Below are 17,929 nucleotides of genomic sequence, written 5' to 3'. Positions count from 1 at the left end.
ATGTAATTAAAGAGGGGGGATATTTAGTGTTGACTCGAAAGTGGTTTATCCTATTAATTTCTCTTATCATTTTGATAAATATTTTTTCAGGTTTTGTAACTATAGGATATGCAGAAAACACAATGAACAAAGAGGCAGTACAAGCAAAGAAAACGGATGATGTAACGATTTTACCAGAAAAATCAGATTTGGGAAGCATGGGGCTGACGCCCAATGAGGTAGTTGTTGCAGAAGGTAAAAAAGGTAGTGAATTGTTTGATTTTGAAGCTTTTATTAAGCCTTCAGACATTGTAGATGGTACAGCACCTTTTGATTCAAATGATGAATCGGGTAATGATTCTAGCGCGAATAATGGAATTGTAAGAACATTTGATACAGTAACCTACCCATTAAAAGTGACAATCAACCCGAAAAAACACGATCAGCTCAAAAATATTAAGCTGAAAATTACGGGCACACTGGAAAATGGAATTACAAACAAAAGAGTAAATGCTAAATTTGCTGTTGGTGGTAAGGAAGATTTAGAGAAGGGTGTTGTTTCGTTTGATATGGAATACACGTTAAAAGAAACGGGTAACTCTTTAATGATTCCTATTACCGTTGAGGTACAAGGGGCAGAACACGGGACTAAACTAAAACCAAATATCAAGATTCAAGTAATGAGTTTAGAAGATAAGGATATTTCAAACGAAAAAATAGAACAATCATTCGAAAACATTAGTTCAGTGACTACGTCAGGGAAGGTTAATGTTAAAGCGCGTATTACGGATAGTTATGTTGGAACAGGTGTAACCAAGTTATGGTATTCGGGTTACAATCCCAATGCAGAAAAAGGTGATAAATCTCAAATTTTCCCGGTAACTTTAGACTTCTATATAAATAATTTGCCTAATCGTGGAGATTTACGTGGTGCAACATTTCCTAGTGGCAAAATCAATTACCATTTTGATTTTAGTGGGAAAGTAACTTGGGACACAGAAGGATTAGGGGAAGAAAGTCTAGATTTTGAGGGGAAAGATACACCTATAAAAATATTTAACCATCAATCTGTTGATGATGTAATAAAAAAAATACCTCAAAAAAACACTGAGAGTTTAGAATTAGGTATGACCGACTATCAAGATACGAGATCTGTCCATTCAAGTACAGCAAAATCCTATATTCCTAAAGGAAAGTGGGGTTCTAGTGATATTGATAATTTTACAATTAACAGTGTATGGGATAGTGGTGTAACTCTAATAACAAAACCTGAGATTAAAAAAAATAATGTGACTTATGAGGGAAGTGTTAGTGATTATATCATTGGTTCGACATTTCCAATAATGCGATCAAATTCTAGTACTATAGCTTCTTTTGGGAAAAATGAAAGAGCTTTTTCAATTACTCGATTTCTAATTCATACACCAAATGAATATTATCCTTTTAGAAAAAACAATATGATCAATAAACCTAATAATGTTTTTTACTATTTAAATGTTACAGTTGATTCTTATGAAGATAGTAATGGGAATGTAATTCCATATAGTACTAAAGCTACAAAGACATTGAATGAGAGAAATAATCCCGCTGGAAATTATTCTATTCAGACTTCAATTCATTCGGTTGAAGGTAAGGAACTTGGTACACCAAATATTGGGTATAATGTTGTATCTAAAGGGGATCCAACTATAATTCTTGGACAAGATGTTAAAATAGTAGCAGATTTAAATGTTCGGGCAGTTACTGAAGGTGGAACAACGGTAATTTATAAGTGGAATACAGATTCGTTTTTTTTAACAAAAGAGTTTGGTGAGAGTGCGATAAAAGAATTTAGAAATCATGGTTATCCTACACCTACAGGTAAATGGATTCATAATGGCTTAAAACATACAGGTGCTTATGGTATTCCAAAGAAGGTTGATAATTCATTTGAAAGTTTGACTCAAAAACAAGTAGATGAATTTGAATGGTATGAAACATATGAGGAAGCCATAAAACATGGTGATATTGGTGCTATTAAGCAAGATGTTGATGATGTACTTGGAGATGGTGAAGTATACTCACGGTATATTCGTTTAAAGGTGAAAACAAAAAAAATCGGAAGTGTTAATGAAAAAGGTACACCAAATATTGTTGTAACTGCGGCGGATATATATCCAACAGCTGATAGGGAAACAAAGTATCATATTCGTGGAGATGGAAAGTATAACAATTACACTGAATATGATGAAAATGGTTATTTGACAAAGATTCAATCACCTGTAGGGGGGACTGTTAACTTTGAAACCTTGGGAATTATAAATGGTGAAGTTAGTAGTGAAGTGAAAACAAATAAAACTACCTATTACAGCTCGGATAACGTAAATATATCTGTAGATAATCTTATTAAAATACCTGAAACAACGGATTTTAATTCTTTAGATGAAAAAGTAGAAATGAAAGTGAAACTTCCTAAAGGTCTTGATTATGTCATTGGATCCGCTAAATATGGTGATAAAGATATTGAACCAAAAATTGAAAAGCTAGATGATGGAACAAGCTGTTTAATTTGGTACGATACCCTGACAAGGGGGAATACGTCACTAAAAAAAATAAAATTGGATACAAGTATTAATCCTATTTTGCTACCGCAAGGCAATCAAATTGGCTTAACAATTGATAGCACAATTAGTAGCTCGTTGGATACAAGACATGAAAAATTTCGAACAAGCTCCCAAAATATATCAGTTGTAAAAATCGGTATGGTTGGTGTGAGTCAAACGATTGATAAGGTGATGGGTAAACGAAATAGTGATTATAAAATCGGTGTTCAACCATATACCACTATTAAGGATGAAGCACATGTAAAAGCATTAACCTATGTTCCAAGAAATAAAGATGAAAATGGTTCTGCTTTTAGCGGTGTAACTTTTTTAAAACAATTAACACTAGAAAATCCTACTAACAAGAACGTCGAGATATGGTTGAATAATAGCTTTATTGAATCGAATAATCCAAACAAGATTGATTTGCAATCAAATGGTTGGTATAGGTATACAGGGGAGCAAGATTTATCAAAAGTGGTCTCTATTTTGCTGTATATAAATGATTCATTAAGTAATAGTGACGTTGTGAAAATGAATCTCCTATTAGGTACATACAACAATGAATTTGGTGATCAATATGTAAGTAAAACAATAGTTAATACTTCAGTTGATTATAAACTATCGCCAGTGTCTAACCAGGTACGATACACAATTGTTGCAGATGCAAATATAGGTTTGCGAAAAATTAGAATTGATACTGCTCCTGCTGAGAGTGGACTTCCAGTAACCGTAAGGTTAGATAAAGATATTGTGTATGAAGATTCTAATAAAGAGAAACTGAACGTTAACTTATATGACAAGGCTGATAATAAGCTTGTTGGCAGTAAAGTATATACAATTGAGGAATTGCCTGAAGAGATAAAATTCAAAGTAGATTCTAAGTTCCTAAAGAAAAATAATAAGAGAGATTATGAAGTAAGATTTGAAAAAGTAAATAAAGAATCTATTCTTGTCATGAATGGAAAAGAGAAAGTAGATACAGATGGTTATACGTCTTCTGAGGAAACAATTAAGGTGAATGCTACGGAATCTACTGAACTGAAATACAAAGGTGCTATTATGACTGAACGTGAGGTCGGAAAAGAAATGGAAGTTTTTTATGAAACACTTACAATTCCGTTAAAACGGCTGCCTAAGCAAAAAACTGGTTACGGTTTCGAATTAAAGACGGAAATTAGTTATAACAATGAATTGGCAATTCCTAATGATATAAAGGCTGGGGCTTTAGTTGATAAGAAATTAATTGATTCCCATGTAAATTATGAACAAAAAGGGGATAATATCATTGTCCCACTGGAAGAAGTGAAGAAAAATGTTAGCTCAGATAAAACGAACACTGATTTTATCTTTGAATTACCACACATGAATGTAGAACAAAAAACAGGTGAATTATTCACAGATCAACAAGTAAAAGATAAGGACTCTCGTATCAAAAATGCGTTAAAAGATGGGAAACGTAAATTATATGCCCCAATTTGGACTGATTTAGGAGAGTATAATATCTTTATACATTCTAACCTGCCTATAGGGGCTAATAAGGTGAATTTTGAGATAACGCAACCACTACAATTATATGCATATATGTATGGTACCATGGGTTCAAAAACGTTGAAGAATGATGAATTACTAATAGAGCCTGTTGATCCAAAAAATCCTTTCTCAAATGGTAGACCTGCTGGATGGTCAGATGAAGATATTGCTTGGTTAAAGGGAGATAAAAAATCAGGTCAATAGCATCTTTATCGTCTGTTAAAAAGTACTATAGAAAATAATTTTTATTTAGTAAAATCCATAAAAAAGTCTATCGATTTTGTTGATAGACTTTTTATTTTGTGAAAAACAGTAAAGGAGAGATTGAATTGCTTATAAGAACAAGAAGTCCAACACGTTCTTGTCACTTTAATTAGAAGGGAAGTGACGAATATTGAAATTGAAGATGTGCCTTACTTTAGGAATTAGTTTAATAGCATTTCTACTGTTTTTTCAAAATCATGCAAGTGCACAGGACATTACAGAGGCTAGTAAAACAGTTGTAGTTGGCGATAATACAAAGGTTTTGTCAAAGCATTTGTTTGTCGCACAATTTTATAAAAAGAAAGCACAGGTTTCAACATTCGGAATTCCAGTAATTGAAACAACTAGTAATACAGGAAATACAAAATTTTATTCTTTTAACCGGCAAAACGTTACTTATCTAAAAGGAAAACTCGGTATTAAGTATACTGATGTAGGTCGTTATGGTGATAAAGAAGTTGATTTTAAAGTTACGATTTTGGATTGGGAGCAGTATATCAATTCAAGCGAGAAAATCTCATTTGAGTAAAAAATAATTGCTTTTAGAACCTGTAGATCCTGCGCTGAGAGTCCATTCCCAATGGTCAACCTCCTAACTGGACGGATAAAGACATAGAGTGGTTAAAAAGATAGGAAAGGAGTTGAGAAATACATGAATGTTCTAACTTACAGCTCCGCCAAAAAGCAGATAATTTTTATGGCACTATACTTTGTAATTACTGGCATTGTAATTCGTTTAATCGGATATTCGTTGCAAGGCAGCCTTTCCACTTTTACACAAGCTGGTTTAGGAAATCTACTTTCAGGGAATTTGTCATTAGGGGATCTATTCAATTTTGATTTCAAATTTGACTTTAGTTTTGATTCTAGTCAATTTGATGGATTTAGCTTTAATATGTGGATTGTCTTTATAAAAGATAAAATTCATAGTTTAATAAATGATGTGATGCCGACTACATTAGGAGCAATTAATATGATGATGTTGAGTAAGTACCTAACAGTAGAGCGCGCTATTAAATTAGGAATTCGATTGTATTAAAAACTAATAGGTAGAAAAAGAGACTTAATTTTATAATTAGGTCTCTTTTTTATATAAAAAACAAAAATCGAGAGGATGTTGTAACATGTTAGATCAAAATACGGATCGTAGTTGGTGGATGATTGGTGCAGTTGTAGTAGGGGCTGCTTTAGTAGGAGTTGTATCTGTCGCTTTTCCTGACTTAACTAACTCAGTAATTGATGTGTTTAAAACAAAGCTGTCTTCTGTTAAATAGTATGCAAGTATCAAATAACATCTAACAAGGGGGAGCGAGTATTCACTCCTCCTTTGTTTGAGAAGGAGTGAAGGAGTTGAAAGACCATCCTTTTATCCTAATAATAATAATCTTGGGTTTTTTCCTAATTTCCATAGGTGGTTATTATTATAGAGAGAATTTTACTAATGATTCCGTCATGCAAGGAATGACTGAGACAGTTCGAACAAGTGCTATTTCAAATGCGGATAATAGCTCACGTATCCAAAGTGGGGAGCTATTTATTATAAAGAGTGAATTTGAAAAAGATTTTAGAAAACGTATTGAAACAAATAAGCTTGTAAAAATCAGTAAAGACGCAAAATATGAATTTAAGTACTTAGATAATTCAAATGGTTCTACAAAGGCAATTAGAGCTATTGTTCATGATGGAGAGAATACGTATCAAGCTACATGCAAGCTAAGTATTAGTCCGTCTGTCGAACCACCTTCATAAGAACATTTGAAAAATAAATTGGAAAGGAGAAGAGTATGTTTAGTAAGGGACAAATGGCTAATCGTAGGACAAGAGCTAAAGAGATAAATTTCGATTATAAAAAGTTAGAAACGATAAGAAATGACTTAAAAAATAGATACGCTGAATTAGTTATTGATGCGCTACTAAAAGAAGAAGCAAGGCAAGAAATTAAGAAAAAAATTAAAAATGAGTATCCAGCTTATTTTATGGATTATGATGAAGACGATGTTGATGGAGTTATTGAATATGTTGTGTCTGAGCTTGTTGGGACAGGCGTTATAGAAAGACTAATTGAAGAACGTCCTGATATTACCGATATATCCTATAACGGTAGTCATTTAATTGTAGAATCGAGTGACTATAAGCGAGTTTATGAAGATCACGAACATCAAATCACAGAACAATATATAACGAGGTTAATTCAGAAATTTGCCCATGCAGTAGGGAAAGAGTTTACTCCGAAAAATCCTATTTTCGATGGTGTTTATGGTTCAATTCGAATTAATGCGGTACATAAACAGAATACGACTGGTAATTCTACTATGTCATTGAGGATTGTTCGACCTAATTTAGTCCTAAATGAATCAAACTTTGAGACATTTGCACCTCAATTCATATATGACTTTTTTAAAGTAGTAATGGCAAGTCGGAATAATGTCTTAATTTCAGGTGAAACAGGGACAGGAAAAACAGAATTATTAAAGTTGTTATTTTCTATGGTTCAATTTGAACACAAGGCAATTATGATTGAAGACGTTCCAGAGACACATGTTAAATCTTTGTTTCCTGACAAGGATGTATTTAGTTGGTTAACTGGAAATGGAGTTACTGTAACAGATGAAATTATAGCTGCTCTTCGTAATAATCCACGTTGGATTATGATTTCTGAGCTTCGTGGGAAAGAAACATATGAAATGATTCAAGCAGTATTATCAGGACACCATGTAGTGACTTCCCTACACTCAGTAGATGCAGAAACATCACCGAAAAGGCTTGTGAATATGTCCAAAATTGGGTATCAGGTTGATGAAAAATCACTTGAAGAGGATATTATGCGTTATTTTAATTTTGGTTTCCATATTAAACGTGTGGTTGTAAAAGCAACCGATAAAAATGGAAAACCAATTAAACGGGTTATCCGTTATTTAGCGAAAATAGTGGAGTATTCAGTTGAGGGATGCCAAATGGTATTTGAACAAAAATACCGACACGGCAAATTCACTTTTTCTACAGGAGCATTATCAGAAGAATTTTATGACAAACTAGCGGAAATAGATTTAAGCTATGAACTTCCTAATTATACAGATGAAATAGCATTTAAGAAAAATTTAGTCATAAGTAGATAAAGGATAAAAAATTGTAGAGAGGAGGTATGAAGTATGAAAATCTCTACTTTTAATGCGAAAACAAAGAAAAAGAAATTTGTAAATGCAGAAGAAATTAATGCGTTTAAGGCGGCATATGGAAAGCCTTTAGCTAAAAAGGATTATGTTAGACATGCTGCAATTCCAGGGCTCGTAGCGGGGGTATTTTCTTTTCTCTTATTGTATATATGGTGGTTGTCCCTGATTTTAGGATGTATTGGGGCACTATATGGATTAAAAGTGTTAATGCCCAAGATTATTAAAAGGGCATATGAACGCGATTCTTTCAGGGAAAGAAATAAGTTTGTAAATAATATGACTTCACTTTTAGCGAATGATAGTCAAACGTTGCTAACCTCCTTAGGAAGAGCGAGTGATCGTTCTCAAGGGGAATTAAGAGAAGACTTAAAAATATTAATAGCAAGCTTAATGGGGGCGGATCAAGAACAGGTCATTCAAGCTTTTAAGCAATTGTCTAATAAATATCGTGAGGATATTATATTTGATCAGTATTTAGAACAACTTGAAACCTGTGTGATAGAGGGGAGAACAAACCTGGATACATTGAAAGATATTAAATCGTACCACAATGAAATAAAAGAAAAAAAGGACGATTATGAACGTAAAAAAGAGGGGCATCTAAAAGATATGAAAATGCTTTGTGGAGTAATAGTTGTATTTGTGTTAGCTATTACTTTTTCTTTTAGTTTTGATACCTATATTACTGCATTTGCAAAACATCCTATTGGTTGGATTACAGGCGGTATTTACATGACATTAATGTTTTTCTTTTTTAAATCCTTTACTACATACCTTTTTGATGATTCGATAATGGAGGTCAAAACATGAGGGTAGTAGCAGCTAAAGATCTTAAAAAAAACCGTTATAATCGAATGTTGGCAGAAGAAGATTTATACAGCATGCTGGAAGAAATGGGAAATACCAAAAGAATGATTGATAAATTTCAAAAAAGGCGTATGATACAAACTGCCTTGGCGGGATTTTTCGGATTGTTATTAGGATTATTTCTTTCAAAATGGTGTTACTTATTGGCAATTGGGTTGCCTTTTTTCCTTTATCGCTCTAAGTATACGCATGTTATTAAAGTATACAATGCATTTAAATTTGAGAGGCATCTAAACTTCTCAAAGTTTACAAGGCTATTGATACCTTATTTAAAAGAGGCAGACGGATCTGTTAGCTTATACCAAGTTTTTCGGAAGATACTTAATCGGATGGAAAATCCGGTGGATAAGAATTCATTAGCTAGGTTAATGTCTGAAATGACGGATAAGCCAAATGACATCCAACCATTCACTGACTATGCTATGCGTTCAAGTGGAAGTGATATGTCAATTAATATCATGCAAACCATATATGATTTCCAGCAAAACTCTAGTGATACCAATGTAATTAATGAGTTAGGGCAAATGGCAAGTACTGAATTACAAAGATCAATTGACGAAATTATTGCTTTTAAGTTGAAACGTTTTAATTTCTTTCCTACCAAAATTGTAATGAGTTCTTTCATACTAGTAGTGGGGTTTGCAGCTGCTGTATTAGTGTATCACTTATCATCAATTAATCTCTCATAAACAATGGAGTAAGGAGGAAAAATGAAAAGTGAGTAGGTGTAAGGCATGTTAGATAGTTCAATTATGTTGATTGTAAAGTGGTTTGTAGGGCTAATGTTGATCATGATGATGGTTGCAGTAGCTCTTTTTTGTATTCAATTAAGTAATGTGAATTCATATAAACAACAAGTCAACTATCAAATTGAAAGACATGGTGGATTAACAAAAGAGGCAACTGCCAATTTAAAAGATTACAGTGAAAAGCAGTATCAAGGGGCTTTAACTGTAAAAAGTGACCAATTAAATAAAAAAGTGAATTTTGGTGACGTAGTGGATTATCAGGTTGTAGCAAACTTGAAAATCATTCTTTTCAACTTGCCCAATGTAGAGATGGAGTTTCATGGATCGGCAATTTCGCAAGTCCGCTAGAGAGAAGGTGTTTGAGAAATGCTTGAAAACAATGTGTTTCGCTTAATGATTCTTATGGGTGGCATAATCGCACTCATAGCAATCATAACGATTTGTTCAGACGGAATCCCTGAAGTTGAAGATGTATTCCGGCATTTCATCTCTCATAAAAATACAAGATATTAAATATAGGCTGCAGTGATATAAGATCAGTTTAAATATAAAGTAAAAGAAATACTTTTTGTTGGAATATACTGTGACTATGTTTTTGAAAAAAAGCTAACAATTATGAAGAATATTCATAATAGCTCATCTATAAGAATTACTTAACGTTACTAACGGGGAAAAAAGTCCTGTTTAGAATAACCATCTATGACTTCGATTTTGGCTACGGTTATTAAAGAGAAAATTAACAAGCTATTAGCAAGTCGATTAGATGCATAAATTAAATCTAAATTAAAATTAAGAAAGAGGTACTTAATAATGAATTTACCAAAATTAAATCTACTTGAATCAGCAAAAAGCTCTCTGCAAACATTAGTTTATAATGATTTTTTTGAAAAGGTTAGTGGTGCTTTAGCGAATTGGACTGGAAAATTACAAGGAATTGGTTTAGCAGTTATTGTATTCTGTGTATGTATCATTGGTTTCATGTTCATGTTCGGTGAAGGGCCAAGCCGTACAGCAAAGAAATGGCTACTGTACATTGTTGTTGGTGGCATTCTGTTATGGGGAGCAGGAGCACTAGGAAGTACTGTTAAAGACGTTACATCTGGATTCTAAGATTAATAAAAGCAGAAAAGGAGCTTACAAGATTGTAAGCTCCTTTTTTATTTTACATAGAAAAAGAATTATATACATGGAATGAGGGTAAAACAATGTATATTGTTGAATTTTTACAGAAGGAACAATCTAAATCTTTTAAAAAATTTCTTAAAAAGAATAAAGTTAGTAACGGTAAACAATTAGGCTTATTGGAGACTGAAAATTTAATTCAAAGATATATTGAGCAAAATCAACAATCAGATCAAGTACTGTTGTTGCTCCAAGATTTTGAGAATGAAAAAGCTTATGAATTTGAATTACCTATAGGGAAAGAAGAAAAATTTTCTTTACTCACTGCCATTTCAAGAGATCTAGAAAATGGAACCGATTTTGATTTGGGTATGGAAATCAAACAAGGAATTTATGCAAGTTATAAATCGGAGAGGGAGAAAAATTCTACAGAAAGCGAAAAAGTAGAAGCAAAAAAGAAAAAAGGTGGTTTGTTTACAAAATTATTTAGCAAGAAGGAGAAGGCATCTGCTCCTAATGAGAAAGAAAAAGCTTTATCAAATTATGAATTAGAAGAAGATTTTGAAGAGCAAATAAAGTTTTCTGATATGGATCCATTACAAGATTTCAAAGAAATGTCTTCTGAGGAATTAGATCACAGTAATGCTAATATGTTTGATTCTGTTGATATTGAGGGATTAGAAAGAGAGGTCATAACTTTAGAAAAAGAGGGAGATCCGTTCGCCATTGATGAGGAGTTTGAAAAAAGTTCTTCTGAAGATATGTTGGCTGATATTTCAACAGAAGATTGGCTGGATCATGCATCAGAAGAAGCTCCAATAGATGATATTGAAAAGGAAATTCTTTATCCAGAATTAGAAAACAGTGTTGTAGCAAAAGAGGAAGAAGCTAACATAATTTTAAATACAAAAGAAGTAATTTTTCCTGAATATGATAGCTTTGTAGATTTAAGTGAAGTTAAGGAAAAACAGGAACGATACCATACACGTTTCTCAATAACTCATTTATTGGGGTTGTTAGGTATTGATAAAGAACCACCTAAGACAGCTTTAGAAATTCGTAAGCTACAATATGCAAAAAATGTATTAAGTGGTAAACAATTTTTACTGATCCAGGATGGATATTATCAAGATGTAAATAACTTATTAGATGAAATTCGTTTATATTTGGAACAGGATTATAGAACGACGATGTTAAGAGATTACTCTACAGAAGCAGAAATAGCTTTAAGAGATACTTTTGAAGGAAATATGCAAAGCCTATTGGATGAGTACAAAAACTTTGAAAGTAAAGAACAGTATGAGATAGAAGGAAAGTTACAAGCGTTACGTGAAAAACAAGAATTGGAATTAGAAGCTTTTAAAATAGGACAAGAAACAAAATTTAAGGAGTATCAACTAGAATTAGAGGAACGAAAAATGAATCTGGTAAATGCTCATGAAGAAAGATTAATGGAGGAAAATGAAGTAGTCCAAAAACAGAAAATGGAAGAAAAGATACATAACCTAAAATTGGATGCGAAAAAGGAATTGATTGACAAAAAGAATGAAGCGTTATCGCACTTCGCTAATACAATAGAAGATTTAATGAATATGGCATTTAAGGAACAGCAAGAAGAATTATCGCGACTTCAAGGGGAGATAGAAAATTTAATTCCTATATGGGCACAAGAAATTGAAGCAGAGCGTAATAGTGAACACGAGAAGCAGAGACAAGAAATTGAAAGAGAAAGACTTGAATTAGAAAAACAAGCTCTACATCTACAAATGAGAAGCCAAGAGGGAGCGGAAAAGAAAGATAAAGAAAGAATTCGTGAACTTCAAAATATAATAGAAGATTTAACAGACAAGTTACAAAAATCATATAATACTGGGATGGGTCAACACCCTCAGCCACAAATGTATCAACAGCCGGTATATATGTACCAACAGCCAGTGTATCAACAACCAATGCAACCGATGCAACCGCAGTCTGCAGCACAACAACCAATGATGCAACAAACACCGCAACCACAACAGCCAGTTCGTAAAGGTATTCTAAGCTGGTTATTAGGATCTAAATAAAAGGTAGATTGAGTGAGGAATAAGATGATGAAAAAAATTCGAAAATTCTCATTGAAGCGAAAAGGGTATCTTCATCATAATTATAAAATTGATGGTGAAGATCTGCCTACTGAACAAAAAAGAATTAATAAAAAAGCACTAGCGGTTTCGATTGTTGCGGTGCTTTTTCCTTTGTTTTTTGTAAACTTTTTAGTAGGGACGTATCAGAGAATTATAAATGATATATCAAAAACAGTAGAAAAACCGACTATTTTTGATGTTTGGGGGGCGGATTGGAATAAGAGTATTTCTGCGGAAAATGCTATCTCTTTTGTACTTCCAACAAATATATATGTCTTTTTTGTATTGATTCTTATATTGATTGGTTTTTTGGTGTATTCAAAATTTAATTATCGAAGTGATAAGAATGTAGCTTACGGTCAAAAGGGGGATAGTCGATTTACAACTATTGAAGAAATTCAAGAACAGTATCCAGCAGTTCCTGATAAAAATGAATCCTTTGAAGGCTATGGAGGTGTACCTGTTTCACATTTTAAGGATAAATATTATATCGATACAGATACAGTTAATACAGCCATTTTAGGGGTTTCTCGTTCGGGTAAAGGGGAAACGATTGTCGTTCCAATGATTGATAATTTGAGTAGAGCAAAAAATCAATCAAGTATGGTAATAAATGATCCGAAGGGGGAACTATATAGTGCCTCTAAAGATACGCTAGAAAAGCGTGGGTATGATGTACAGGTACTTAACATTTTAGATCCATTGCAGGGAATGTCTTATAATCCCTTGCAATTAGTCATTGATGCTTGGGTAAATGGGGATGATCAAGAAGCAGCTAAACGTGCAAATACATTGACTTACTCTTTGTATAACAAACCTGATGCGGGGGAGAATGAATTTTTTAACACTTCTGCACAAAATGCAATTAATGGAATTATTCTAGCTGTTGTGGAGTATTGTGTGAAGAATAATTGCATTGAAAAAATTACGATGCACAATGTATCCCAAATGCTTAATGAATTAGGGACATTTTATTATAAGGAAGATCCTGATGATTTTACAGAGAAAAATGCTTTGGATGAGTACTTTAAAAGCATGCCACAAGGAAATATTGCAAAGATGCAGTACGGTTCAACTAGCTTTGCTGGTGAAAAAGCGAAGGGGTCTATTCTTGCAACCGCCAATCAGGGGTTACAAACTTTTGCTGATAAGATGTTTGCAAAAATGACATCGAAATCTAGCTTAGATTTAAAACAAGTAGGTTTCCCTAAAAATCTATTTTTTCAGTTGGATGAAAAATTTCTAAATAAGCGTGTAACAGTCTCATTTCATAAAAATAATCAAGAAAAGACAGAAATAGGAAGTTACAAAATTAAGGTCAAAGCTTTGGGGATGTGTAATATGAATTTTGATGAATCCTTAGAAGATGGAGATCTATTACTTATTCGTTTTCAAGATGAGGAAGATCCGAAAAAGAGATATAGATTATTGTATGGTTTACAGTTTGAAAAAATGTTAGATGAAAAAGGAAGAGTTGTTTATCAGAAAAAAGAGGGTTGTGAACATAAACCTGAACATCAACGTCAAGTTACGCTAAATTTAAAGGCTAATACTTTTCCTTTAAAGCCAAAAGCAAAATTATCGTATTCCGATAAGCCTACAGCGGTATTTATGATAGTACCTGACTATGACAAGTCAAATCATGCTTTAGCGAGTATTTTTATTAAACAGTTATACACTGAATTATCAACAAATTGTAACGATACAAAAGGTAAAAAATGTTTTAGACGAGTACATTTTCTGTTAGATGAGTTTGGTAATATGCCACCAATTGATGATATGGGTGGCGTATTAACAGTTTGTGCAGGGCGTAATATGTTATTTAATTTAGTAATTCAATCTTATTCACAAATTGAAAAGCTATATGATAAACAGGCGAAAGAAATTAAACAAAACTGTCAAAATCATATATATATTATGTCAACTGATCCTGAAACAATAGAAGAAATTTCAAAACGTGCGGGACACAAGACTGTTATTGGGAAGTCTTCTAATGAAAGTTATTTGGATGTAGATAACAAAGTAACTAAAAGTGCAGACCAACAACGTATCATTTTTCCGGATAGGCTATCACAATTTTTGGAGGGAGAAACATTAGTTATCCGCGCACTACATAGACAAGATAAAAATAGAAAAAAAGTAAGGCCATATCCCATTTTAAATACAAAAGAAACAGCTATGCCTTATCGTTGGCAATTTTTAGGGGAATTGTTTGATACCTCAAATGACCTAAATGAAATTGATATACCTTCCTTACATATAGGACTGGATTTAAAAGATCTGTATTTGAACTTCTTGGATTTTATTGTAAATAATGATGCGAGAAACCAATATGCCAGTAAACAAAAGATAGAGTTTATAGCAGAACCAGAACAAACAATTGATGAAGTGATTAAATCATTAATTGTTTGTGTAAAGGAAAAGAAAAATGTAGAAGATCCAGTAGAAATTCGTAATCGTCTGGTAGTGATGTTATTGAAATATGCAAAAGATAGTGTGGTTCCTAAGAAAGAAGAAGTTCAAATTTTATTAGAAGAATCAGCAAATCAAAACATAAAGAGATATCTAAAAAAATTATTAAAACAGTTATAAAGATAAAAAAATTCCTGTATATGAAGGTGGAGAATATGGGGAATAAAGTAAAAAGGGAAGGTAGAATAGGAATGGCTACTAAGAAAGTAAAAGAGTGGTTCATAAAAAGTAAAAGGACACTAGTAAAAGGAATTTTAACAATTTCTATACTATTTAGCAGTTTAACATTCACACCGGTTGCGTATGCTTTTGATTGGTATGATTTTCTTGGTCTAAAAGACAAAGATGCTGGAAAAGCGATAGAGTTTTTGAAAAATGATTGGATTCAATATGCTAACTTTTTAGGTTCTGTTTTTCAATCAATTCAAGGGTGGATAATTAAGGGGTTACTTGTAATGGTTTCTTCATTAGAAAAAGTAATTCCTAAGACATTTTCCTTATTAGGTTTATTAAAAGATGCTGGATTAAATGATTTTGCGTCTTCTATGATGAAAGGTATGTTTTTTGCAATTTTAGTATTGGTAATTGCTTGGCTAGGAATTAAAACGATTATATATCATCAGCCACCACGTTTTAAATCTGTTGGGGTGAATATAGTTGTGATGGTGGGCTTGCTAGCAGGGCTAAATGAATTAATGGCAGATATGCAAAAAATGTCTACAGATTTTTATCATGATGCAACTAAAGATGGGAAAATGAAAGACAGTTTGGCTTTTAATCTAGTAAAGCATAATACAGCTGATATAGTGTATTTAAGTCGAATTGGATTTGATTCGATAAAGAAAGAAAATGAAAAGGCAATTTCAAAAGAAAAAAGTGTTAAGAATGGTTTAGATGAAGATATGTATTATAATGCTGACCTTGGAGATTTGGTAACAACGGATGTTGTTGATAAGTTAAAAAAGCAAAAAGTTGCTGAAGAAACGGATTATCTAAAATATAAAATTACAAACGATGGAGATAAAGAAGCAGTTGAAGAAATTAAAGAAAGTATGTTTAACCCTTTTAGTGATACTTTTCCGTCAGGATATGTTCGTTATCCAATGAATTTCTTTACTATATTTTGGGGACTAGTCGCATTGGGAGTTGCATACCTGTATACTATTTTTGTTTTTGTAATGACGATATTCGAAATTGGAATGAAGAAGCTAATTGCACCATTTGTGTTTGTTACGGATTTGGAATCAGGACAGAAAACAAAAATGGTTGTGCAGGATATTATGAATGGCTTCTTAGTATTTGCTTTTACAGGACTTAGTTTAAGGTTTTATATTATAGCAGTTAATTACTTATCAGATGCAGATATCAATAGTTTCTTATATATTGTATCAATGATATGTTTGACAACCGCTTTAATTAAAGGGTCTGAATCTATTTTAAAGTATTTTGGTATCGATGTTGGTTTGAAAGAAGGAAAGAACAATCTAATGGGTGCACTAGGAACGTTATCTTCTGCTAATGGTGTAAGAAAAGGATTAACTAATATGGGCAGAAGTGTGCAAGATAAATTGTCTGGCCAAGGTCGAGCAGATACTCCTAAAAGATCTGAATCTGATGATAAATCTGATAATATTGAGGGCAATTCGGATGGTAATTCTAGTGGGAATCAAAAAAATAGTGGTCTACAGCCCAAGAAAATTGCTAGAAATACTGGTGCAGCACTAGGTTATATGAAAAATCGTGGAATTGGTGGCATGGTAAATGACGCTGGACATAAGATGGGGGAATCAGTTACTGGTGCAGTTGATAAAGGTAAAGAAGCCGTATCTGGTGTTGCTAAAGGTGTGACAGGGAGTGTGAAAGGAACTATTGATGAATTTAAAGGTGGACAATCTGAAGGGAAACAGAAGGCTCAAGAAAATGCTGATCGTCAAACATTAGGAAAAATAGGGAAAGATGTTCAAAATAATGCAAATGCGGGAAAAGAGAATTCTTCAACTCCAAAAATGGAAGAACAATCTCAAAGAAATATGCATGTAGCAAATCAGAAAGGTAGTTCAAATCTTCAAGATAATGTTCAACAAGAAAGCACACAAGGTAGCATGAAAGGTGAAAAACAAACAGCGGAACGCGAACTTGAGCTGCAGAACAAATTACGAAATACAGGAAGAGAAGAGCCGCAACAAGGTAGTGTAAAAGGTGAAAAACAAACAGCGGAACGCGAACTTGAGCTGCAGAACAAATTACGAAATACAGGAAGAGAAGAGCCGCAACAAGGCAATGTGAAAGGTGAAAAACAAACAGCGGAACGCGAACTTGAGCTGCAGAACAAATTACGAAATACAGGAAGAGAAGAGCCGCAACAAGGTAGTGTAAAAGGCGAAAAACAAACAGCGGAACGCGAACTTGAATTACAAAATAAATTACGAAATACAGGAAGAGAAGAGCCGCAACAAGGTAGTGTAAAAGGCGAAAAACAAACAGCGGAACGCGAACTTGAATTACAAAATAAATTACGAAATACAGGAAGAGAAGAAGGACAGCAAGGCAATGTGAAAGGTGAAAAACAAACAGCGGAACGCGAACTTGAATTACAAAATAAATTACGAAATACAGGAAGAGAAGAAGGACAGCAAGGCAATGTGAAAGGTGAAAAACAAACAGCGGAACGTGAATTTGAGTTGCAAAATAAATTACGAAATACAGGGGGAGTAAATGCATCACAGGCTGATGTGAAGGCAGGATCAGCCACGATAGAACGAGATATAAATATTCAGGATAAAGTGAAAGGAAATAATACAGTAAGTGGTGATGTAAAAGCAGGATCAGCGACAGTAGAGCGGGATGTAAATATCCAAGATAGAGTGAAAGGGAATAATACAGTAAATGGTGATGTAAAAGCAGGATCGGCAACAGTAGAGCGAGATGTAAATATCCAAGATAGAGTGAAAGGAAATAATACAGTAAGTGGTGATGTGAAAGCGGGAGCAACTACAGTACAAAGAGATGTAAATGTTCAAAATAACGTTCGAGGTAGTGGAGAAGTAGCCGCAGATGTAAAAGCG

The 17,929-nt window shown here is 33.2% G+C and carries 14 protein-coding genes; all 14 read left to right on the top strand.

Annotation, left to right across the window (positions count from 1 at the left end; all coding sequences use genetic code 11):
• The first annotated feature begins 26 nt into the window (after positions 1 to 26).
• Positions 27 to 4,298, top strand: a complete 4,272-nt coding sequence (locus tag OXT04_RS26500) for a fusion protein (includes pXO2-28-29-30) (protein ID WP_267418633.1) — start codon at positions 27 to 29, stop codon at positions 4,296 to 4,298.
• 190 nt (positions 4,299 to 4,488) lie between these two features.
• The gene (locus OXT04_RS26495; RefSeq protein ID WP_267418632.1) at positions 4,489 to 4,887 is read left to right on the top strand and encodes a hypothetical protein; all 399 of its coding nucleotides are present in this window, start codon (positions 4,489 to 4,491) and stop codon (positions 4,885 to 4,887) included.
• 123 nt (positions 4,888 to 5,010) lie between these two features.
• Positions 5,011 to 5,397: a hypothetical protein gene (locus tag OXT04_RS26490; protein ID WP_001101891.1), complete on the top strand. Its 387-nt coding sequence runs from the start codon at positions 5,011 to 5,013 to the stop codon at positions 5,395 to 5,397.
• Positions 5,398 to 5,482: 85 nt separating this feature from the next.
• Positions 5,483 to 5,632, top strand: a complete 150-nt coding sequence (locus OXT04_RS26485; RefSeq protein WP_000886830.1) for a hypothetical protein — start codon at positions 5,483 to 5,485, stop codon at positions 5,630 to 5,632.
• A gap of 76 nt (positions 5,633 to 5,708) precedes the next feature.
• Positions 5,709 to 6,107 carry a hypothetical protein gene (locus OXT04_RS26480; protein ID WP_098256016.1) on the top strand — a complete coding sequence of 133 codons (399 nt, stop codon included), beginning with the start codon at positions 5,709 to 5,711 and terminating at the stop codon, positions 6,105 to 6,107.
• Between the two features lie 35 nt (positions 6,108 to 6,142).
• A complete protein-coding gene (locus OXT04_RS26475) occupies positions 6,143 to 7,474 on the top strand; it encodes an ATPase, T2SS/T4P/T4SS family (protein ID WP_098255997.1) in 1,332 nt (443 codons plus the stop codon).
• A gap of 33 nt (positions 7,475 to 7,507) precedes the next feature.
• On the top strand, positions 7,508 to 8,341 hold the full coding sequence (locus tag OXT04_RS26470; protein WP_000704104.1) for a hypothetical protein: 834 nt from the start codon (positions 7,508 to 7,510) through the stop codon (positions 8,339 to 8,341).
• Positions 8,338 to 9,087 (top strand): hypothetical protein, encoded by a 750-nt coding sequence (locus OXT04_RS26465; RefSeq protein ID WP_001266822.1) that lies wholly within the window; start codon positions 8,338 to 8,340, stop codon positions 9,085 to 9,087. The genes OXT04_RS26470 and OXT04_RS26465 overlap by 4 nt, the downstream gene beginning before the upstream one ends.
• A gap of 45 nt (positions 9,088 to 9,132) precedes the next feature.
• On the top strand, positions 9,133 to 9,495 hold the full coding sequence (locus tag OXT04_RS26460; RefSeq protein ID WP_000887441.1) for a hypothetical protein: 363 nt from the start codon (positions 9,133 to 9,135) through the stop codon (positions 9,493 to 9,495).
• Positions 9,496 to 9,513: 18 nt separating this feature from the next.
• Complete coding sequence (locus OXT04_RS26455) at positions 9,514 to 9,660, top strand: hypothetical protein (RefSeq protein ID WP_000892400.1); 147 nt, start codon at positions 9,514 to 9,516, stop codon at positions 9,658 to 9,660.
• Between the two features lie 297 nt (positions 9,661 to 9,957).
• Positions 9,958 to 10,257 carry a TrbC/VirB2 family protein gene (locus tag OXT04_RS26450; protein ID WP_001052929.1) on the top strand — a complete coding sequence of 100 codons (300 nt, stop codon included), beginning with the start codon at positions 9,958 to 9,960 and terminating at the stop codon, positions 10,255 to 10,257.
• 95 nt (positions 10,258 to 10,352) lie between these two features.
• Entirely contained in the window at positions 10,353 to 12,332 is a 1,980-nt protein-coding gene (locus OXT04_RS26445; RefSeq protein ID WP_098564593.1) for a hypothetical protein, read from the top strand.
• 27 nt (positions 12,333 to 12,359) lie between these two features.
• Positions 12,360 to 14,984, top strand: a complete 2,625-nt coding sequence (locus OXT04_RS26440) for a VirD4-like conjugal transfer protein, CD1115 family (protein WP_374693290.1) — start codon at positions 12,360 to 12,362, stop codon at positions 14,982 to 14,984.
• Positions 14,985 to 15,055: 71 nt separating this feature from the next.
• Positions 15,056 to 17,929 (top strand): pLS20_p028 family conjugation system transmembrane protein (locus OXT04_RS26435; RefSeq protein WP_267418641.1); only part of this gene is annotated, 2,874 nt, incomplete at its 3' end.

Origin of the sequence: Bacillus sp. GC_Bacil_1 (genome assembly GCF_026540675.1) — a bacterium.
GTDB lineage: Bacteria > Bacillota > Bacilli > Bacillales > Bacillaceae_G > Bacillus_A > Bacillus_A cereus.
Note: the sequence above shows the minus strand (reverse complement) of the source record. Positions and strands in the feature narration are given on the sequence as shown.